Here is a 20,328-nt window from a genome sequence, read left to right as displayed (position 1 = left end):
ATGCACCTGAAACTGCGGTTCAGACACGCTGACTCGTTCGGGATTCGCGAATCGCAAAAACCGAACGGCCATTCCATTCCGTGCGGACAGCTGATCCCCAAGAAAGCGGCGTGTGTGTTTGAGACGGCCCGTTACGGGCCTTTTTTAAATCTGAAGCTCTTTTTCGAGAGCTTACTATACGTGCGGCGCTTCGAAAACAATTATGCGAATTCAGCCAAAAATCCCTTACCCATCAATGACATCCGTCCGGTAAAGATTTATTCAGCCGACCAATAAAACCATATTGCAAGTACTTTTTTCAGCCTTCTTCCGAAGGTAGTTCGTACCTTTCGAATTAACAAATTACAGGTATTTTCTGCTGCGTCGTTTCAGCACTGAAACGTTTTTCGCGAATTTCCACGGCATTACGCCTTCGTTAGCACGCCGCATCCCGATGCATCAATGGATTGCGCGCGATGGCACATGTTTCGCTAAATAGCGTCCACAAGGGAGAGACATCATGCGACTCGTTTTCCGTAGCGCTCCAATAAACCGCACGGCATTATTCGCGATTCGCGAAGCAGGCGCGCCAAAGCGACAACGCGGCGGCGCGGCCGGCATGCCGACGGTTGCCGCCACGCCGCAACGGCCGCCAGGCGGCTCCCACCAGGTGACGCTGTGGGACGAAATCGCGCCGCCCGCGCCGCCGCCGGTGCCGGTCGACGCCATGCACGCCGGCGAAAGCAACGCCGCGACGTACCGGAAGGCATAGCGAACGGCGACGAAGCACCGGCAGCCGCAACGGCACACGGGGTTCCTCCGCAGCAGCCCACGCCTGCCCGTCGGGTAGAATCATCCGGTTACGTTCCCTTTCCCATTCGATGACGACGCTCACCCTGATCGTCGCTCGCGCCAGCAACGGCGTGATCGGCCGCGACAACCAGTTGCCCTGGCGACTGCCCGAAGACCTCAAGTTCTTCAAGCGCACGACGATGGGCGCGCCCATCATCATGGGCCGCAAGACGCACGAATCGATCGGCCGGCCGCTGCCGGGACGCCGCAACATCGTCGTGACACGCGACGCCGAGCGGCGCTTTCAGGGCTGCGACACGGCAACCAATCTGGACGACGCGCTGCGCCTCGCCGCGCAGGACCAGGCGCCGCAGGCGTTTCTGATCGGCGGCGCGCAGCTGTACCCCGAGGGTTTGCGTCTCGCGCAGAAGCTCATCATCACCGAGATCGCCGCCGACTTCGACGGCGATGCGACCTTCCCCGCGGTCGACAAGACCGTGTGGGAAGAAATCGCGCGCGAGACGCATCACGCGCATGCGCCGAACGATTTCGACTACGCGTTTGTGACGTACCAGCGCAAAGAGCACTGAACGCGGACGCGCTGGCGGGTTTCGCGAAGCCGGCGCCATGCGTCCCATGAAAAAACGCCACGCAATTTCCATTGCGCGGCGTTTCCCGTTCCTGCTTGCTGCGAGCCGAGAGGAGCACGCGCCCCGCTCATTGCCCGAATTACTGCCCCGCGATCGTCATGCGCTCGATCAGTACCGAGCCGGTCTGCTTGGTGCCGCGCGTGATCGTATCGGCGCCGATCGCGACGATGTGGTGGAACATCTCCTGCAACGTGCTCGCGACCGTGATCTCCTCGACCGGATACAGGATCTTGCCGTTCTCGACCCAGAAGCCCGACGCGCCGCGCGAATAGTCGCCCGTCACGTAGTTCACGCCCTGCCCCATCAGCTCGGTCAGCAGAAGACCGGTGCCGAGCTTGCGCAGCATCTCTTCGAAGTCGTCCTCGGGACGCGTGTCCGAGCTCAGCAGCGAGAGATTGTGCGAGCCGCCCGCGTTGCCAGTGGTCTGCATGCCGAGCTTGCGCGCCGAGTACGTGGACAGGAAGTAGCCCTCCACGACGCCGTCCTTCACGACCGAACGCTGGCGCGTACGCACGCCTTCCTCGTCGAACGGCGCGCTGCCCATCGCGCGGGCGACGTGCGGGTCTTCGACCACCTGCACGTGCGGCGCGAACACCGGCTTGCCGAGGCTGTCGACCAGAAACGAGGTCTTGCGATACAGCGCGCCGCCGCTCGTCGCCTGCACGAACGCACCGAGCAGACCGGCGGCGAGCGGCGCTTCGAACAGCACCGGCACCTTGCGCGTATCGAGGCCGCGCGCGCCGATGCGCGCGAGCGCGCGCTGCGCCGCGTAACGGCCCACGGCCTCGGGATCGGCCAGCTCGGACGCGCAGCGCGTCGACGTGTACCAGTCGTCGCGCTGCATGTTGCGGCCGCTGCCCGCGATCGGCGCGCACGCAATGTAGTGGCGCGAGTACGGATAGCCGGCGAGGAAGCCGCGCGAGGTCGCCAGCACGAATTGCGAATGCTGCGCCGACACGCTCGCGCCTTCCGAATTCCTGATCTGCGGATCGGTGGCGAACGCGGCGTCTTCGGCGCGGCGCGCGATCTCGACCGCCTCGTCGGCGGACAGATTCCACGGATGATAGAGATCGAGGTCGCGCGGCGCGGTTTCGAGCAGTTCGGCTTCGGCAAGGCCCGCGCAATCGTCCTCGGCGGTGAAGCGGGCGATGTTGTAGGCCGCCGCGACCGTGTCCTTCAACGCTTGCGGCGAGAAGTCCGAGGTACTGGCGTTGCCGCGCTTGTTGCCGATGAACACCGTCACGCCGACCATCTTGTCGCGGTTGTGCTCGATCGTCTCGACTTCGCCGCGCCGCACCGAGACGGACAGGCCGTCGCCTTCGGAAATTTCCGTTGCGGCGTCGGTGCCGCCGAGCGCCTTCGCGTGACGAAGGATGTCCGAGGCGATTTCCTTCAGCTCATCCTGGGTATGCGGAAAAAAGCGCTGCTTGACGTCCATGTCTGCTGCCATTGTGGTTGCCGTCCTGTTCGGGGCCGCGCGGCCCTGGGTATGCGCACCGTGCGCCTTATGCCACGCGAGAAGACAGGTGGCGGCGCAGGCGTGCGAGATAAATGCATCCCGCGATCATAGCAAGGTAAGCGACGCCGTACCTGGCATTCGCGTCACGGCGCGAGGGCTTCGCGCGCGGCGGCGACAGTGCGCGAATGGGCATCACGCCGACGGCCTGGCAAACGGAATCCGCCGCGGCAGCGAACGCAGCCTCACGGCCGCGAGTTGGACTGGCGCCGCACGTTACAATATCGCCATGACACGCAAAACCCGCATTCAACCGATCGAATCCGTCGTGACGGAAGTCGACGAAAACGGCTACGACCGCCCGAGCAAGTCCCAGGTCAAGCGCGAAATGCAAGCGCTGCAGGACCTGGGTGCGGAGCTGGTCGCGCTGCCGAAAGATGCGCTCAAGCGCATGCCGATGCCCGAAAAGCTCGACGAAGCCGTGCGAGAAGCGCGCCGCATCACCGATCACGAAGGCAAGCGCCGCCAGATCCAGTACGTCGGCCGCGTGATGCGCTCGCTGCACGACACGGAAACCGCCGCGCTGCGCACCGCGCTCGACACCTACAAGGGCATCAACAAGACGGAAACGGCGAAGCTGCACTGGATCGAGCGCACCCGCGAGAAACTGCTCGCCGACGACGCCGCGCTGACCGAGTTCATCCGCCAGCACCCGGGCGCCGATCCGCAGCAGGGCCGCACGCTGATCCGCAACGCGCGCAAGGAAGCGCAGCAGAACAAGCCGCCGCGCTATTTCCGCGAACTGTTCCAGTGGATCAAAACCGCGGCCGGCGCGGACGAAGCCGACGACGCGTCCGATACCGCGCATGATGCCGAACCCGATACGGATTTCGCCCCGGAAGACGACGATGCCGACCGCGACGCCTGAGCAACGCCCACCACGCAACCACCCCGACGAGATCGTGATCGGCCTCGTGTCGATCAGCGACCGCGCCTCGGCCGGCGTGTACGAGGACAAGGGCATTCCGGCGCTGCAGGAATGGCTCGGCGCAGCGCTCGCGTCGCCGTGGCAGGTCGTCACGCGGCTGATTCAGGACGACGCGCCGACCATTTCGGCCACGCTGATCGAACTCGTCGACGAAGTGGGCTGCGATCTCGTGCTGACCACGGGCGGCACGGGCCCGTCGCGCCGCGACGTGACGCCCGAGGCGACGCTCGCGGTCGCGACGAAGGAGATGCCGGGCTTCGGCGAGCAGATGCGACAGATCAGCCTGAATTTCGTGCCGACCGCGATCCTGTCGCGCCAAGTGGCGGTGATCCGCGAAACGGCGGAGCACGCAGCGCTGATCGTCAACCTGCCGGGTCAGCCAAAGTCGATCAGGGAAACGCTCGAAGGTCTTCGCGACGACGAGGCGGCCGTCAAGGTGCCGGGGATTTTCGCGGCGGTGCCCTACTGCATCGATCTGATCGGCGGCCCGTACGTGGAAACCAACGCCGAGGTGGTCAAGGCGTTCCGGCCGAAGAGCGCATTGCGCGCTCCGCGGCAGGACTGAGGTTTATCCCGGGTTAAGCGCGGACTGGTCCGCGCGGCTTGGGCTTGGGCTTGGGCTTATTTGGCGCTCGCCGGTGCGTCCGGCGCCGGCTGCGACGGCACGAGGAAATGTTCGCGGTAGTACTTCAGCTCATCGATCGACTCGTGGATATCGGCAAGCGCCGTGTGCATCGCGCGCTTCTGGAAGCCCTTGTAGATGGCCGGCTGCCAGCGCCGGCACAGTTCCTTGAGCGTGCTCACGTCGAGATTGCGGTAATGGAAAAAGCGCTCGAGATCCGGCATCCAGCGCGCCATGAAGCGGCGGTCCTGACAGATCGAGTTGCCGCACATCGGCGACTTGCCGGGCGGCACGTACTGGGCGAGGAAGTCGCGAATCTGCTGCGTGGCGTCCGCCTCGCTCACCGTCGACGCCTTCACGCGGCCGATCAGACCCGAACGGCCATGCGTGTTCTGGTTCCACTCGTCCATCTTCGCGAGCGTCTCGTCGCTCTGATGGATCGCGAGCACCGGGCCTTCGACCATCCTGTCGAGCGTCGAATTCGTCACCACCACCGCAATCTCGATGATGCGGTCGGTGTCGGGCTCGAGCCCGGTCATTTCCATGTCCAGCCAGATGAGATTCATGTCGCTGCGCACGAGCGGCGGCTGTTCGGCGGATGCGAGGATGTCAGTCATGAGTGCAACCCTGATGGCCTGGCGGCGGGCTTCGCTGAAAACCCGCGCACCGTGGCGTGTGTTCGTTCGAAATGGATGCGCGGTTCGAGCCGGGGCAGGCCTGGCTGCTTAAGCGGCGGCCATGGCGGCCATGAAGCGCCGCCTGGCATCGCTGCCGTGGACCGCGCCCCGAGCCATTGCCGTGAACCACGCTCCCGCCGCGAGGCGGGAAGAAACATATAATTCTCGCATAGATACCACGGAATCCCCGGATGCCTACCCTGTACTTCACTGCCCTGTTCGTCGTCGCCGTCGTCGCGATGGTCGGCACCAAACTCTGGCTCGCGTCGCGGCAGATCCGCTTCGTCGTCGCCCATCGCGAACAGGTACCGAGCCAGTTCGCCACCACCGTCGCGCTCACGGCGCACCAGCGCGCCGCCGACTACACCGTCGAGCGCACGCGCCTCGCGATGATCGAGATCGTCGTCGGTGCGGCCGTGCTGATCGGGCTCACGCTGCTCGGCGGCGTGCAGGCGCTCGATCTCGCGCTGTCCGACTGGCTCGGGCGCGGCTACGCCGGCCAGATCGCGCTCGTCGCCGTCGTGATCGCGATCACGAGCGCCATCGACCTGCCGTTCGACTACTACCGGCAGTTCGTCGTCGAGCAGCGCTTCGGCTTCAACCGTATGAGCAAAAGCCTGTTCTTTCTCGACCGCATCAAGGGCGCGCTGCTCGGTATCGCATTCGGGCTGCCGCTGCTGTTCGTCGTGCTGTGGCTCATGAACCGCGCCGGCGATCTCTGGTGGCTGTGGGCCTGGGTCGTGTGGGTCGCGTTCCAGATGTTCGGCCTGCTGATTTTCCCGACCTTCATCGCGCCGCTCTTCAACAAGTTCGAGCCGCTGAAGGACGAAGCGCTCGTGAGCCGCATCGAGGCGCTGATGAAGCGCTGCGGCTTCGCCGCCAAGGGTCTGTTCGTGATGGACGGCAGCCGCCGCTCGGCGCACGGCAATGCGTACTTCACCGGCTTCGGCGCAAGCAAGCGCATCGTCTTCTTCGACACGCTGCTCGCGCGCCTGTCGGGCCGCGAGATCGAGGCGGTGCTCGCGCACGAACTCGGCCACTTCAAGCGCCGTCACGTGACGAAACGCATGCTCGTCACCTTCGCGATCAGCCTCGCGATGCTCGCGCTGCTCGGCTGGCTCACGCAGTGCGTGTGGTTCTACGAAGGGCTCGGCGTGCGGCCGTCGCTCGTCGGCGGCAATAGCGGTCTGGCACTCGTGCTGTTCTTCCTCGCGCTGCCGGTGTTCATGTTCTTCGTCACGCCGCTCGGCAGCCTCAGCTCGCGCAAGCACGAGTTCGAAGCCGATGCGTTCGCGGCGACGCAAACCGACGCGCAGGACCTCGTCAACGCGCTCGTCAAGCTGTACGAGGACAACGCGTCGACGCTGACGCCCGATCCGCTCTACACCGCGTTCTACTACTCGCATCCGCCGGCCTCGCAGCGGATCGACCGACTGCTGCGGCACGCATGAGCGGCCGCGCCCCGAAAAAAGCGGCGCGCGGCGCGCAAGCCGCCGCGGCCGGCCAGCATGGCGCGAACGGCGCCCGCACGGGCGGCCTCGTGGTCGCCGCGCACGGCCGCCACTATCTCGTCGCACCCGAAGACGGCGGTGCGTTGCTGCAATGCTTCCCGCGCGGCAAGCGCAGCGAGGTGGCGGTCGGCGATCGCGTGATCTACGAGCCGACTTCGGCGGATCAGGGTGTGATCGTCGAAATCGGCGAGCGGCGCAATCTGCTGTATCGCTCCGATCAATACAAATCGAAGCTGTTCGCGGCCAATCTCGACCAGTTGCTGATCGTGCTCGCCACCGAACCGCATTTCAGCGAAGACCTGCTCGGCCGTGCGCTCGTCGCCGCCGAGGCGAACGAGCTGAAGCCGCTGATCGTGCTGAACAAGATCGACGTGACCGGTGCGCTGGACGGTGCGCGCCAGCGGCTCGAACCGTATCGCGCGCTCGGCTATACGGTCCTCGAAGTGTCGATCCGGATGCAGCCCGACACCGCGCGCGCGGTGCTGACCGAGCATCTGCGCGGACACGCGACGCTGCTGCTCGGCCAGTCCGGCATGGGCAAATCGACGCTCGTGAATCTGCTGATTCCGGACGCCGAAGTCGCGACGCGCGAGATTTCGACCGCGTTGAACAGCGGCCGGCATACGACGACCTTCACGCGTCTTTATCCGTTGCCGGACCTCGACGGCAAGGACGGAGCGGCTAGCTCACCTGCGACGAACGGCCCGGCCGGCGCACTGATCGATTCGCCGGGCTTCCAGGAGTTCGGCCTGCATCATCTGACCGAAGGCAAGCTCGAACGCGCGTTTCCCGAATTCCGCCCGCTGCTGCCGAATTGCCGCTTTTACAACTGCCATCACCTGCACGAGCCCGGCTGCGCGATTCTCGAAGCGATCGCCGATGGCCGCATCCGCCGCGAACGGCATGCGCTGTATGCGCAACTCGTGCACGAGGCCAGCCAGATCGTCCGCTGACATGAAGCTGATGCGCGCGCCGAATCTGATCACAGGGCAGCATTGGGTCAACGTGCTCGAGACCGCGGGCATTGCGTGCGAGTTGCACAACCGCTATCTGAACGGCGCGCTCGGCGAGATTCCGGCGGATCAATGCGCGCCGGAGCTATGGCTCGTCGATGAGCGCGATGAGGCGATCGCGCGGCGTTTGATCGAGGCGGCATCGCAAGGGCCGGCACCCGGCGCGCCGGGGTGGCGGTGTCAGCAATGCGGGGAGATGCTCGAGGCGCAGTTCACCGTGTGCTGGCAATGCGGGACCGCGCGCGATCCGTTGCAGGGGTGAGGTGAAGACAGGTGGACCGCCGGGTTGGTGAGGTGACCGGGAATTGAAAACGCCGGGCATTGCCCGGCGTTTTCATGTGCTGCGCGAGGCACGGCGGCCTGGCGCTGCATGATGACGTCATGCTAGGCGAGCCATACCGCGATGGTCAGCATCAACAGCAGAATCATCCACAGCACGACCGCGCGCCACACGAGACCTACCGCCGATTGCAACGTACGCGGCGTGCAGTCGTCGCCAACCTGCATCGGCCCGCCGTCGCCGGTAGCGAGCGCGTCGAGGCTCGACTGCTCCGCAAGCGGCCCGCTCAAACGCGCGCCGAGCGCCCCGCTTCCGGCAGCCAGCAGAACGCCGTCGTTCGCATCGGGCCATTGCCGCGCGTGATTGCGCCAGGCGTAAATCGCATCCTCGAAATTGCCGACGATCGCAAAGCCAAGCGACGTCAGCCGCGCCGGCACCCAGTCGATCACGAAGAACACCCGCTGCGCGAAACTCGAAAACGCAACGGTGCGGTCGTCAGCCGGCCGCGCCCATGCGCGCGCGAGATATTCGGCGCAACGGTACAGCACCGCGCCCGCCGGACCGACCGGAATCAGGAACCAGAAGAACACGCCGAACACATGGCGATGCGAGGCGACCACCGCGTGAATCAGCGTATGACGCACGATCTCGCTGACCGGCATGTCGACGGTATCGAGCCCGGTCCATTCGTTGAGAATTTCGCGTGCACGCGGCACGTCGTCGTTGTTCAGCGCGAGATGGATGTCGGTGAAGTAATGGCTGAACTGGCGGAAACCGAGCGTGAAATACAGCACCACGACGTTCCACAGGAACGCGAGCATGAAGTGGATGTGATACAGCACGTAGTAGACGAGCGCGACCGCAAGCGTCCAGGGCACCACCACCACGAGCCATGCGAGCAGACCGTGGCGCTGCTTGCCGGCATCGAATCCGTGCGCCGCCGACTCCGCATGGTATTGAAGCAACGCAGACACCGGATTGTTCGGCGACAGTGCGCGTACCTGTTCAATGATCAGAGCCAGCAATACGGAGAAAAAAGTCATGCGATGCGCCGTGCTTTTTGAGTTTTTACGATTGTTTTATAACGATAGCACAGGGTCGGATGCCTCTGAGCGCAGACGCTGACAAACCGCCGACAACTGCATCGTCCACGCAACTCTGCGCGTTCAACTCATGCTGCAAGGAAACGATAGAGGTTGCGCAGCATCGCCGCCGTCGCCCCCCAGATGAAATAATCGCCGCCCTGCGCGGCAGTGTGTTCGGTTGCGGCTTGCGTTGCGCGGGTGTCTTCGAGAACGCCGGGGTGCTCGCCCGGCGGTTGCGCGGTGTGCTCCGCTATTGCCGCCGGCTCGCTGCGCGGGTACGGCATCGAAAAAAAGCGGCGCTCGCCGCCCTCGTAGCGGAACAGACGTTCTTCGTGATTGGCCGGATTCATCAGGAACGCGAGCGGCACCTCGAAGACTTCGGCCACTTCGAGCGTATCCATTTGCAGCGTGAACGGCGGATGCACGAGACCGATGACCGGCGATACGCAAAAGCCGGTGCCTGTCAGATAGTCGGGCAACGCACCGAGAATTTCCACACGCGATGAATCGAGACCGACTTCCTCGTGCGCCTCGCGCAGCGCGGTCGCGATAGCATCGGCATCGAACGGCTCCTGGCGGCCGCCGGGAAAACTCACCTGGCCCGCGTGATCGTTCAGATGGTCGGCACGCTGCGTGAGCAGCACGGTCAGGCCGTGCTCGCGGACTACGAGCGGCACCAGCACCGCAGCCACGCGCGGATCGATTCCGGTGTTGCGCCAAGGCGCGTCGGCAATTTTTTCGGGGGTCCAGGCAAGCTGGCGCTCGAAGCGCGCCCGTAGCGCATCGGGTGTAAGACGGTCGCCGGCCACCGGCGGCAGATCGGCACCTGTCGCGATGACAGGCAGGCTTTCGGGCTCGAAGACAGGGCGGATCAACGGGTCTCTCTGATCAGCAGGTGGGGATACCGCTATTTTGACCTGGCCAACAAAAAAGCACCCGCGAGGGGTGCTTTTTCTTACAGCATTTACGCTTCGGAAGCAGCGCGGTCTTTCGAGACCAGCTTTTCCTTGATTCGAGCCGACTTGCCCGAACGCTCGCGCAGATAGTACAGCTTCGCACGACGCACGTCGCCGCGACGCTTCACGACGATGCTTGCCAGCAGCGGCGAGTACGTCTGGAACGTACGCTCGACGCCTTCGCCCGACGAAATCTTGCGGACGATGAACGACGAATTCAGACCACGGTTACGCTTGGCGATCACGACGCCTTCGTAAGCCTGCACACGCTTACGCGTGCCTTCAACCACGTTCACGCTAACGATGACCGTATCGCCCGGACCAAAATCGGGAATGGTCTTTTCGCCGAGAACGCGCGCGATTTCTTCCTGCTCGAGTTTTGCAATCAGATTCATCACTGACTCCTGGATCCATCTTGTCGGCGTTCGTACCTGCCTTGCGCTGGTTTCCCGTGGGTTGCCCCACTGCGCTCGACGACGGCCCCGATAGAGGATGGGTTCACATCTGGCACCGCCCACGCATGAACGGCACCGCCTATACCCGCTCGAAAGACCGGGGCCTCAGGCCTTCGGCTCTTCCTTCGCGAGACTTGCGAGCCATGCCTCGTCGGCACGGCTTAGCATTTTATTCTTTCTGGCCTTCACGATCAGATCGGGCCGTTTGTTCAGCGTGTTGCGCAACGCTTCGCGCCGCCGCCACGCCTCGATTTCCGCATGATGGCCGCCGAGCAGCACATCGGGCACCCGCACACCCTCGTATTCCTCGGGCCGCGTGTAGTGCGGACAATCGAGCAGCACGTCGACGAAGCTGTCCTGCACCGCCGACTGCGAATCGTTGAGCACGCCGGGCAACTGACGCACGACCGCATCCATCAACGCCATCGCGGGCAACTCGCCGCCCGACAGCACGAAGTCGCCAAGACTGACTTCCTCGTCGACGACACGATCGAGCAGACGCTGATCGATCGCTTCATAGCGCCCGCACAACAGTATCAGACCGGGTTCGGCCGCGAACTTCATGACGCGCTCGTGATCGAGCGTCGCGCCTTGCGGCGACATCATCACGACGCGCGGCGCGCCGATGCCCTGCTGTGCCTGCGCCGCTTTCGCGGCTCCGATCGCCTCTTCGAGCGGTTTGGCCAGCATCACCATGCCGGGGCCGCCGCCGTACGGGCGATCGTCGATCGTGCGGTAGTTGTCGGTCGTGAAATCGCGTGGATTCCACGTACGCAACCCATAGCGCTCCTGCTTCGCGGCCCGGCTGGTGATGCCCCAGTCGGTCAGCGCGCGGAACATTTCCGGAAAGAGCGTCACGACATCGAACTGCACCGCTCTCTCCATTCAACGAAAGATTTCAATAATCGGCTTCCCAGTCGACGACGATCTGCTTCGCGGCCTGGTCCACCGTTTTGACATAGACGCCGACGAACGGGATCAAGCGCTCGTCTGCGACCGGCTTGCCGCTTTTGTCGGTAGCCGGATATTCGATACGCAGCACCGACTGCGCACCGTTGTCGATCATGCTTGCAACCCTGCCGAGTTCAAACCCGGCGAGGTTCACCACAGTGAGTCCGATCAGATCGACCCAGTAGAATTCGTCGGCTTCGAGAGCCGGAAATTCGCTGCGGCTGAGGTACACGCGAAAACCACGCAATGCGAATGCCTCGTCGCGGTCGGCGGTGCCGCCCAGATGGGCCACCACGCTGTCGCTATGAGTCCTGGCCTGCAAGGCCGGCGCGGACCTGCGCTCGTCGCCTCTGAGCAGCCACCAGCGTCTGGCGCTCAACAGGGCGTCGCCACCCCGCCCGGCATCCGCGTGGGCGGACACCTTGACCCAGCCTTTGAGGCCGTAAGCGTCGACGATTGCGCCGACTTCGACCGCATCGGCCGGCCAGCTTGCCAGCGTTTCCGCGCGCATTTCAGCGGCTGCGGAAGCGCTACTTGCCGCACTGGCTTTCGCCTTGTCTTCGGCCCGCTCGACCGGCTTGCGGACGAATGCACCGAACGACGCCTGACCAGACGCCTTTGCGCGACCAGAACTGCCGGAATCACGCTCAGACATGAGATAAACCCGGAGATAGCCTCGAAGACGACTTCGCCGTCTGCTTCAGTAAAACAATGTACGTATCGGACTGCCCACGCAAGCTGCGCGAGCCGCCGGCCGAACCGACGACGATACGCATGCGGACCGCCATATCAGGCAGCCGGCTGCGCCTTTTGCGCTTCCTTCACGAGGCGCTCGACGGTCGGCGACAGTTGCGCGCCAACGCCTTGCCAGTACGTGAGGCGGTCCTGAGCGATACGCAGGGACTCGCCCTTCGTAGCGACCGGGTTGTAGAAGCCGACGCGCTCGATGAAGCGGCCGTCACGACGGCTGCGCGAGTCGGTAGCGACGATGTTGTAGAACGGGCGCTTCTTGGAGCCGCCACGAGCCAAGCGGATGATGACCATATTAGAATCCTTGAAAACCGGGGTGCGGAACGACTGAAACACGCGATTATAGCGGGAAACCGACGCCATAACAAACACTTACCGGGATAAACTGAGCAATGCGGCTGCGCCGGCCCCCCATCGCGGGCTCGCGAACCCGCCCAAATGCCCGAAATACCTGAAGGATCGCCCGTGAAACGCCCGCAGCCCACTCCGTTTCTGCCCGCTTTTTTTCTCTTTCTGGCACGCTTGACGGGGCTTGCCCGCATGGTGCGCAGCCGGATTCCGCGCCTCGCAGCCACAGCCGTGCTCGCCACACAGACACTGACAGCGGCGGCCTCGCTGCCCATCGAGAAAATCAGACTGCCGCGGGGCTTTCACATCGAAGTATTGTCGGATGAAGTGCCGAGCGCACGCGCAATGACGCTCTCGCCGAAGGGCATTCTTTATGTCGGCAGTCTCGACGGGCACGTCTACGCGCTCGAACTGCGCAACGGCCGCGTGACGGGCCGCCACATCATCGCTTCCGGCCTGCAGATGCCGGCTGGCATCGCATGGCACGACGGCGCGCTGTATGTATCCGCCGTGTCGAAGATCGTGCGCTTCGATGCGATCGACTCCCATCTCGGCGATCCGCCAAAGCCCGTCATCATTACCGACAAGCTGCCCACGGAGACGCATCACGGCTGGAAATTCATCGCGTTCGGCCCGGACGGCAAGCTCTACGTGCCGCAAGGCGCGCCGTGCAACATCTGCGACAGGGACCCGAACCGGTTCGCCCTGATCGGCCGCATGGACCCCGACGGCAACCACTATGAAGTCGTGGCGCGCGGCATACGCAATTCGGTCGGCTTCGCGTGGCACCCCGTCACGCACGAACTGTGGTTCACCGACAACGGCCGCGACCTGCTCGGCGACGACATCCCGAGCGATAAGCTGAGCCGCGCGCCGCGGCTCGGGATGAATTTCGGCTTTCCCTACTGTCACGGCGGCGACACGCCCGACCCCGAATTCGGTAAGGACCACGCGTGCAGCGAGTTCACACCGCCCGTCGCCAAGCTCGGCGCGCACGTAGCCGCGCTCGGCATGCGTTTTTACGACGGCGCGATGTTTCCGGCCGACTACCGCAACAACATTTTCATCGCCGAACACGGCTCCTGGAATCGCAGCAAGAAGTCCGGCTACCGCGTCGTGCGCGTGATCGCCGATCCGGACGGCGGCAACGCGCGCCAGGAAGTCTTTGCCGAAGGCTGGCTACAACCGGGCGAAACCGTCTGGGGCCGTCCCGCCGACGTGCTGCCGCTGCCCGACGGCTCGCTGCTGATCAGCGACGATTACGCCGGCGCGATCTATCGCGTGACGTATTCGTCGCCTTAGCGATCGTTCGCAGGCTTGCCCGACAACCCCGAGGGCAGCCCCTCTGCAGCACCCGCCAAACCTGCGGGCCGCGCCGAAGAAAATCCGTCCGCACGAGACGTCTGCGTTGCCGCAAACACCCTTACACAAACGTTCAGCCCTCACGGCCGGCTCCCTACCCGCCTTCAGCCCCGCGCCTAGTCGCAATGTGACCTCCCGCGCGCGGCAGGCGTAGAATGCGCGTCGGTCCGCGCCATGCGGCGCGCCGCTCCTGCCGCTCCTTTCGACCGCCCGTCATTCTGCCCACGCGTCCATGTCCACCGCTGCCTCGACTTCCCCGCGCTTCAGATCCAAGACCATTACCGCCGCGCTCGCGTTCCTTTTCGGCAGCCTCGGCGCCCATCGCTTCTATCTGTACGGCACCCGGGACATTTACGGCTGGGCGCATCTGATCGGCACGCTGATCGGCATTCCCGGCGTGATGTTGCTGATCGCCACCGAGCGCGCGTCGATACTCGGCTGGGTGCTCGCGACCATCGGCGCCATTTCGCTTTTCGCCGCGTTTCTTGCCGCGCTCGTCTACGGGCTGCGTCCGGATCAGAAATGGGACGCGCAGTTCAACGCCCACACCCAACGCAAAAGCCGCTCCGGCTGGACGGTCATTTTCATCGTCATCTTTTCGCTGCTGATCGGCGCGTTCCTGCTGATGACCGGCCTCGCCGTCTCGTTCCAGACCTACTTCGAGAGTCAGGTGGAAGCGGCCAAGGCGCTCTCGCAGTAACGGCCAGCGGGCGGGTTCCAGGCACCGCGCTAAAACAGCCTCAATTGCGGATTGTCGTGTGACGCTTCCCGCTCACGCGATGGCTCGCCCCGCCGGAAGTGCGACATGTCGAGAATGCCCCGGTCGCGCCCGTTCAGCCCCAAACGGCGCACGGTCTGGTGAAAACGCTGCTTGAGCATGTCCGCCCATAAACCCTCTCCTTTCATGCGCGTCGAAAACGACGAGTCGTAGTCTTTGCCGCCGCGCATGTCGCGCACGCGGCTCATGACCCGCTCGGCCCGGTCGGGAAAATGCGCGCTCAGCCAATCCTTGAAGAGCGGCGCGACTTCCCACGGCAAACGCAGCACGATATAGCTCGCGTTGCTGGCACCGGCTTGCGCGCAGGCTTCGAGCACGCGCTCCATGTCCGGTTCGGTGACGAACGGGATGACCGGCGCAATGCTGACGCCCACCGGAATGCCGGCCTCGCTCAGCGTACGGATAGCGCGCAGACGGCGCGACGGCGTGGCCGCGCGCGGTTCGAGCGTGCGCGCGATGTCGGCATCGAGCGTGGTGATCGTGATCGCCGCCATGAATTGCCCGCGCGCGGCCATCGGCGCGAGCAGGTCGATGTCGCGCTCGATCAGCGACGACTTGGTGATCGCCGCGAACGGCTGGCTGCGTTCGCTGAGCACTTCGATCACACGGCGCGTCAGGCGCAAGTCGCGTTCGGCCGGCTGCCATGCGTCGGTGGCCACGCCGAGCGCAATCGGCTCCGGCACATAGGACTTCTTCGACAGCTCGCGTTCGAGCAATTCCGGCGCATTGATCTTCGCGTAGATACGGCTTTCGAAGTCGAGCCCCGGCGACAGTCCCAGATAACTGTGCGTCGGCCGCGCAAAGCAATAGATGCAGCCATGCTCGCAGCCGCGATACGGATTCAACGACACGCCGAACGGAATATCCGGCGACGCATTGCGCGTGAGGATGGTCCTGGCGCGCTCCTCGAACACCTGCGTGCGCAGCGCCCTCGGCTCGCCGTCTTCCGTGGCGCCCGGCAGCCAGCCGTCGTCGACCGCTTCGCGCTGGTCGACTTCGTAGCGGCCTTGCAGGTTCGTCACCGCCCCGCGCCCCTTGCGAGGCGCAGGCGGCGCAATCGGAAATTCGGGAATGGAAGAGGTGTCGGGATCGGTCACGGCAGGCCACGGCAAGAGCTACACAAACGCACGTCCAAACAAAAAAACGGCGCAAAATACCTGTATAAATATACAGTGTTTACGCCGTTTGTCGAGCGTTGTTTCCACGCCCGCGAACTGGGCGCTGAAGCCGCCGCGCGCCCTTGCGCCTTTATTCCCTCTTGTGCCGCCTAGAAGCCGCTACTCGCCCACCGCGATCGTCAGCGTCTCCTTGATCTCCTCCATCACCACATAGCTCTTCGACTGCACCGCGCCCGGCAGCTGCAGCAGGATGTCGCCGAGCAGCTTACGGTAGTCGGCCATCTCGCCAATGCGCGCCTTGATCAGATAGTCGAAGTCGCCCGAGACGAGATGGCACTCGAGTACCTCGGGGATCTTCTGCACCTCGCGCCGGAACTGGTCGAACATGTTGCCGCTCTTGTGGTCGAGCGTGATCTCGACGAACACGAGCAGCGCCGCGCCCAGCTCGGCGGGGTTCACACGCGCGTGGTAGCCCATGATCACGCCGTCGCGCTCCATGCGCTTGACGCGCTCGATGCACGGCGTCACCGACAGCCCGACCTGCTCCGCGAGGTCCTTCATCGCCATCCGGCCGTCCTGCTGCAGGAGCCGCAGGATCTTGTGATCGAGCTTGTCGAGGGCCCGCACGGGCTGGCGCTGTGTACGCATGATGTTTTTTCTGAAAATGATGAAAATACGATAACAAAACCTGACGGGCTGTTAATAGTATAGCGGTTAACACTGGGCAAACCGCGTTACACCTCGGGTTAGCACTGACGAGTTGAACGTGAATCGAGCCAACTCGACACCGCCGGCGAACGCCACCGCCCTACTCACCTTTCTGAAATATCTGGAGCAGCTATGCGAGTCGTCGTTTTGGGCAGTGGCGTGGTCGGCGTGACGAGTGCGTACTATCTTGTGCGCGCGGGTCACGAGGTGACCGTCATCGACCGCGAGGCCGGCCCGGCGCTCGAAACCAGTTTCGCCAACGCGGGCCAGATCTCGCCGGGCTATGCGTCGCCGTGGGCTGCGCCGGGCGTGCCGCTGAAGGCCGTCAAGTGGATGTTCCAGAAGCATGCGCCGCTCGCGATCCGTCTCGACGGCACGGCGTTCCAGCTGCAATGGATGTGGCAGATGCTGCAAAACTGCACGGCGTCGCGCTACGCGGTGAACAAGAGCCGCATGGTGCGCCTCGCCGAATACAGCCGCGATTGTCTACAGGCGCTGCGCGCCGACACCGGTATCCGCTACGAAGGCCGCACCGGCGGCACGCTGCAGGTGTTCCGCACGCAGCAGCAGTTCGACGGCGCCGCGAAAGACATCGCCGTGCTGCAGGACGCCAATGTGCCGTACGAACTGCTGTCGGCGGCCGAACTCGCACAGGCCGAACCGGCGCTTGCCGCGGTATCGCACAAGCTCACGGGCGGCCTGCGTCTGCCCGGCGACGAAACCGGCGACTGCCAGATGTTCACGACGCGCCTGGCCGCGCTCGCCGAAGAACTCGGCGTCAAGTTCCGCTACAACACGCCGATCGACGCGCTCGCGATGGCGGGCGGCCGCATCGCCGGCGTGCAATGCAGCGGCGAACTGGTGCGTGCGGATTCGTTCGTGGTCGCGCTCGGCTCGTACTCGACGCGCTTCCTCGACGGCATCGTGAAGATTCCGGTCTATCCGCTGAAGGGTTACTCGATCACCGCGCCGATCGTCGATGCGGCGGCCGCGCCGGTGTCGACGGTGCTCGACGAGACCTACAAGATCGCGATCACGCGCTTCGACGACCGGATTCGCGTCGGCGGCATGGCCGAGATCGTCGGCTTCGACAAATCGCTGCGCCAGGCGCGCCGCGAAACGCTCGAACTGTGCGTGAACGACCTGTTCCCGGGCGGCGGCGATACGTCGAAGGCGACCTTCTGGACCGGTCTGCGGCCGATGACGCCGGACGGCACGCCGATCGTCGGCCGCACGCCGGTGCCGAACCTGTTCCTGAACACGGGGCATGGCACGCTCGGCTGGACAATGTCGTGCGGCTCGGGCCAGTTGCTGGCCGATCTGATGTCGGGCAAGCAGCCGGCCATCCGCGCCGACGATCTGTCGGTGCATCGCTATCTGGGTGAGACGGCGGGCGAGCATCGGCCGGCTTATGCGTGATCGAGCGGCGCAAGCAACGTTGACCTCGGCATCGAACGGCATGCCGATGCGTTGATACGGACGTAGCAAGCATCGCTGAGTGCGAACAGCAAAACCCAAATCGCAAAAACAAACGGCGCCTCACGAGGCGCCGTTTGCATTGCAGCCGGCATGAACAGCATGAACATCCAGAGAACGTCCGCCGATCATCCAGCCACGATCGCGTCACCCATCCGCGCTCAGAACTGATCCTCCGACAACGCCAGCACGCCCTCGCCGCCCTTCGCATTGACGATCGCCACTTCGAGCGCCGCCGCCTGCGGCAGCACATGCTCCGCGTAGAACCGCGCGGTCGCGATCTTCGCGTCATGGAACGCGGGATCGTCGGCGCGCCGCGCCGACGCCGCGAGCATCGCCCGCGCCATCTGCCAGCCGCCGAGCACGATGCCCGCGAGCTTCAGATACGGCACGCTGCCCGCGAACACCGCATTCGGATCGCCCTTCGCATTCGCGAGAACGAAATCGACGACCGCGTTCATCGCCCGCTGCCCCTGCGCAAGCTGCGTCTTCATCGACGCAAACGCCTGCCCCTGTTGTGCATCTTGCTGCGCGCCCAGCGCCTCAACCGTTCCGGCAATGCCCGCAAGCAGTTCCTTCGCAACCTTGCCGCCGTCGCGCAGCGTCTTGCGGCCGATCAGATCATTCGCCTGGATCGCGGTCGTGCCTTCGTAGATCGGCAGAATGCGTGCGTCGCGGTAGTACTGCGCGGCGCCCGTTTCCTCGATGAAGCCCATACCACCATGCACCTGCACGCCGAGGCTCGTCACATCGACCGACAGTTCCGTGCTCCAGCCCTTCACGATCGGCACGAGGTATTCGTAGATCGCCTGATGCTGCGCACGCGTCGCTTCGTCCGGATGACGATGCGCGAGATCGCAGTGCGACGCCGCGACATACGCGAGCGCGCGCGATGCCTCGGTGAGGCCACGCATCGTCGACAGCATGCGGCGCACGTCCGGATGCTGGATGATCGCGACCGACTGCTTCGCCGAACCATCCACGGGACGGCTCTGCACGCGCTCCTTCGCATACGCGACGGCCTTCTGGTACGCGCGGTCCGAGATCGCGACGCCCTGCATGCCGACCGCGAAACGCGCGGCATTCATCATGATGAACATGTATTCGAGGCCGCGATTCTCCTCGCCGATCAACTCGCCGATCGCGCCGCCGTGATCGCCGAACTGCAGCACCGCGGTGGGGCTCGCCTTGATGCCGAGCTTGTGCTCGATCGACACGCAATGCACGTCGTTGCGCGCGCCGAGCGAACCGTCCTCGTTGACGAGAAACTTCGGCACGAGGAAAAGCGAAATGCCCTTCACGCCTTCGGGCGCGTTCGGCGTGCGCGCGAGCACCAGATGCGCGATGTTCTGCGCCATGTCGTGCTCGCCCCACGTGATGAAAATCTTCGTGCCGAACAGCCTGAACGAACCGTCGGCCTGCGGCTCGGCGCGCGTGCGCACGAGCGCGAGATCGGAGCCGGCCTGCGGCTCGGTCAGGTTCATCGTGCCGGTCCATTCGCCCGAGATCAGCTTCGGCACGAAGGTCTGCTTCTGCGCTTCGCTGCCGGCCGTCAGCAGCGCTTCGATCGCGCCGTCGGTCAGCAGGGGACACAGCGCGAACGACAGGTTCGACGCGTTCAGCATCTCGACGCACGGCGTCGCGATCAGCTTCGGCAGTCCCTGCCCTTCATAGTCGAGCGGATGCTGTACGCCCTGCCAGCCGCCCTCGGCGAACTGGCGGAACGCGTCCCTGAAACCCGGCGTCGCGGTAACGACGCCGTCCTTCCAGCTGCTCGGATTGCGATCGCCCTCGACGTTCAGCGGCGCGAGCACTTCGCCGCACAGTTTCGCCGATTCGTCGAGCACGGCCTGGGCCGTGTCGAGGTTCGCGTCCTCGAAGCCGGGCAGCGTCGCGATGTCTTCGAGTCCGGCCAGTTCTTTCATCACGAACAGCATGTCCTTGATGGGCGCCGTATAGCTCATGTCGGTTCTCCTCCCTTGATATGAAAAAAGGGCGCGGGACTTGATCGGTCCTGCGCCCTTCGCTTGCTGTCGGCAGCCTTTTTCAGGCGCCGCGGCGCTTAGCCGAGTTCGGTCACGAGTTCCGGCACGAGCGTGAACAGATCGCCGACCAGACCGTAATCGGCGACGCTGAAAATCGGCGCTTCCTCGTCCTTGTTGATCGCGACGATCACCTTCGAGTCCTTCATGCCCGCCAGATGCTGGATCGCCCCCGAGATGCCGACCGCGACGTACAGCTGCGGCGCGACGATCTTGCCGGTCTGACCCACCTGATAGTCGTTCGGCACGTAGCCCGCGTCGACCGCCGCGCGCGAGGCGCCCAGCGCCGCGCCGAGCTTGTCGGCCAGCGGCTCCAGAACCTTCGTGTAGT

The 20,328-nt window shown here is 64.4% G+C and carries 23 protein-coding genes; 11 read left to right on the top strand and 12 right to left on the bottom strand.

Translation table 11 applies throughout. From position 1 onward, the window contains the following. The 3 genes from F3J19_RS31455 (at window position 1) to F3J19_RS31445 (ending at window position 1,361) form a co-directional block, all read left to right on the top strand. Complete coding sequence (locus F3J19_RS31455; protein WP_167050238.1) at window positions 1-276, top strand: hypothetical protein; 276 nt, start codon at window positions 1-3, stop codon at window positions 274-276. 223 nt (window positions 277-499) lie between these two features. Next, window positions 500-751: a hypothetical protein gene (locus F3J19_RS31450; RefSeq protein WP_167050236.1), complete on the top strand. Its 252-nt coding sequence runs from the start codon at window positions 500-502 to the stop codon at window positions 749-751. A gap of 109 nt (window positions 752-860) precedes the next feature. Further along, window positions 861-1,361, top strand: coding sequence for a dihydrofolate reductase (locus F3J19_RS31445; RefSeq protein ID WP_167050277.1), 501 nt, complete (start codon window positions 861-863; stop codon window positions 1,359-1,361). 139 nt (window positions 1,362-1,500) lie between these two features. On the opposite strand, the gene pmbA is transcribed toward F3J19_RS31445, so the two are convergent. Further along, window positions 1,501-2,871, bottom strand: a complete 1,371-nt coding sequence (gene pmbA / locus F3J19_RS31440) for a metalloprotease PmbA (protein WP_167050275.1) — start codon at window positions 2,869-2,871, stop codon at window positions 1,501-1,503. A 295-nt stretch (window positions 2,872-3,166) separates the two neighbouring features. Here pmbA and yjgA point away from each other — a divergent pair, with 295 nt between their 5' ends. Both yjgA and mog read left to right on the top strand, forming a co-directional pair. Next, window positions 3,167-3,805, top strand: coding sequence for a ribosome biogenesis factor YjgA (yjgA, locus tag F3J19_RS31435; RefSeq protein WP_167050273.1), 639 nt, complete (start codon window positions 3,167-3,169; stop codon window positions 3,803-3,805). Then, a complete protein-coding gene (gene mog / locus F3J19_RS31430) occupies window positions 3,786-4,430 on the top strand; it encodes a molybdopterin adenylyltransferase (protein ID WP_167050271.1) in 645 nt (214 codons plus the stop codon). Before yjgA ends, mog begins: the two co-directional genes overlap by 20 nt. A 56-nt stretch (window positions 4,431-4,486) precedes the next feature. On the opposite strand, the gene orn is transcribed toward mog, so the two are convergent. Next, complete coding sequence (orn, locus tag F3J19_RS31425; protein ID WP_167050270.1) at window positions 4,487-5,104, bottom strand: oligoribonuclease; 618 nt, start codon at window positions 5,102-5,104, stop codon at window positions 4,487-4,489. 251 nt (window positions 5,105-5,355) lie between these two features. Here orn and F3J19_RS31420 point away from each other — a divergent pair, with 251 nt between their 5' ends. Genes F3J19_RS31420 through F3J19_RS31410 form a run of 3 tightly spaced genes read left to right on the top strand, consistent with a single transcriptional unit; the run spans window position 5,356 to window position 7,950 of the window. Beyond that, the gene (locus F3J19_RS31420) at window positions 5,356-6,615 is read left to right on the top strand and encodes a M48 family metallopeptidase (RefSeq protein ID WP_167050268.1); all 1,260 of its coding nucleotides are present in this window, start codon (window positions 5,356-5,358) and stop codon (window positions 6,613-6,615) included. Then, window positions 6,612-7,628 carry a ribosome small subunit-dependent GTPase A gene (rsgA, locus tag F3J19_RS31415; RefSeq protein WP_167050265.1) on the top strand — a complete coding sequence of 339 codons (1,017 nt, stop codon included), beginning with the start codon at window positions 6,612-6,614 and terminating at the stop codon, window positions 7,626-7,628. Before F3J19_RS31420 ends, rsgA begins: the two co-directional genes overlap by 4 nt. Before the next feature lies 1 nt (window position 7,629). Then, entirely contained in the window at window positions 7,630-7,950 is a 321-nt protein-coding gene (locus F3J19_RS31410) for a DUF2007 domain-containing protein (protein WP_167050262.1), read from the top strand. Window positions 7,951-8,072: 122 nt separating this feature from the next. On the opposite strand, the gene F3J19_RS31405 is transcribed toward F3J19_RS31410, so the two are convergent. The 6 genes from F3J19_RS31405 to rpsP all read right to left on the bottom strand — a co-directional run bounded on the left by F3J19_RS31405 (window position 8,073) and on the right by rpsP (window position 12,459). Continuing rightward, on the bottom strand, window positions 8,073-9,011 hold the full coding sequence (locus F3J19_RS31405) for a CobD/CbiB family protein (protein ID WP_167050260.1): 939 nt from the start codon (window positions 9,009-9,011) through the stop codon (window positions 8,073-8,075). 128 nt (window positions 9,012-9,139) lie between these two features. After that, window positions 9,140-9,928 carry a CoA pyrophosphatase gene (locus F3J19_RS31400; protein WP_167050258.1) on the bottom strand — a complete coding sequence of 263 codons (789 nt, stop codon included), beginning with the start codon at window positions 9,926-9,928 and terminating at the stop codon, window positions 9,140-9,142. A gap of 89 nt (window positions 9,929-10,017) precedes the next feature. Further along, entirely contained in the window at window positions 10,018-10,404 is a 387-nt protein-coding gene (rplS, locus tag F3J19_RS31395; protein ID WP_167050256.1) for a 50S ribosomal protein L19, read from the bottom strand. A gap of 165 nt (window positions 10,405-10,569) precedes the next feature. Further along, window positions 10,570-11,349, bottom strand: a complete 780-nt coding sequence (gene trmD / locus F3J19_RS31390) for a tRNA (guanosine(37)-N1)-methyltransferase TrmD (RefSeq protein ID WP_205193424.1) — start codon at window positions 11,347-11,349, stop codon at window positions 10,570-10,572. Window positions 11,350-11,362: 13 nt separating this feature from the next. Next, on the bottom strand, window positions 11,363-12,070 hold the full coding sequence (rimM, locus tag F3J19_RS31385; RefSeq protein WP_167050253.1) for a ribosome maturation factor RimM: 708 nt from the start codon (window positions 12,068-12,070) through the stop codon (window positions 11,363-11,365). 134 nt (window positions 12,071-12,204) lie between these two features. Beyond that, window positions 12,205-12,459, bottom strand: coding sequence for a 30S ribosomal protein S16 (rpsP, locus tag F3J19_RS31380; RefSeq protein ID WP_013090118.1), 255 nt, complete (start codon window positions 12,457-12,459; stop codon window positions 12,205-12,207). Between the two features lie 246 nt (window positions 12,460-12,705). On the opposite strand from rpsP, the gene F3J19_RS31375 reads away from it, so the two are divergent. Continuing rightward, complete coding sequence (locus tag F3J19_RS31375) at window positions 12,706-13,815, top strand: PQQ-dependent sugar dehydrogenase (protein WP_240159382.1); 1,110 nt, start codon at window positions 12,706-12,708, stop codon at window positions 13,813-13,815. A 292-nt stretch (window positions 13,816-14,107) separates the two neighbouring features. Then, window positions 14,108-14,575 (top strand): TM2 domain-containing protein, encoded by a 468-nt coding sequence (locus F3J19_RS31370; protein ID WP_167050248.1) that lies wholly within the window; start codon window positions 14,108-14,110, stop codon window positions 14,573-14,575. A 29-nt stretch (window positions 14,576-14,604) separates the two neighbouring features. On the opposite strand, the gene F3J19_RS31365 is transcribed toward F3J19_RS31370, so the two are convergent. Then, window positions 14,605-15,750 carry a PA0069 family radical SAM protein gene (locus F3J19_RS31365; RefSeq protein WP_167050246.1) on the bottom strand — a complete coding sequence of 382 codons (1,146 nt, stop codon included), beginning with the start codon at window positions 15,748-15,750 and terminating at the stop codon, window positions 14,605-14,607. Window positions 15,751-15,930: 180 nt separating this feature from the next. Then, window positions 15,931-16,419, bottom strand: a complete 489-nt coding sequence (locus tag F3J19_RS31360) for an Lrp/AsnC ligand binding domain-containing protein (RefSeq protein WP_167050244.1) — start codon at window positions 16,417-16,419, stop codon at window positions 15,931-15,933. A gap of 192 nt (window positions 16,420-16,611) precedes the next feature. On the opposite strand from F3J19_RS31360, the gene F3J19_RS31355 reads away from it, so the two are divergent. Further along, on the top strand, window positions 16,612-17,898 hold the full coding sequence (locus tag F3J19_RS31355; RefSeq protein WP_167050242.1) for a D-amino acid dehydrogenase: 1,287 nt from the start codon (window positions 16,612-16,614) through the stop codon (window positions 17,896-17,898). Between the two features lie 218 nt (window positions 17,899-18,116). On the opposite strand, the gene F3J19_RS31350 is transcribed toward F3J19_RS31355, so the two are convergent. Together F3J19_RS31350 and F3J19_RS31345 are read right to left on the bottom strand one after the other, a co-directional pair. Further along, complete coding sequence (locus F3J19_RS31350; RefSeq protein WP_167050240.1) at window positions 18,117-19,919, bottom strand: acyl-CoA dehydrogenase; 1,803 nt, start codon at window positions 19,917-19,919, stop codon at window positions 18,117-18,119. Between the two features lie 98 nt (window positions 19,920-20,017). Then, a partial coding sequence (locus tag F3J19_RS31345; RefSeq protein WP_205193421.1) for an FAD-binding protein occupies window positions 20,018-20,328 on the bottom strand: 311 nt, incomplete at its 5' end.

The sequence above is a fragment of the Burkholderia sp. Ax-1724 genome (assembly GCF_011752995.1).
Classification (GTDB): domain Bacteria; phylum Pseudomonadota; class Gammaproteobacteria; order Burkholderiales; family Burkholderiaceae; genus Paraburkholderia.
This window is presented reverse-complemented; position numbering and strand designations above follow the sequence as displayed.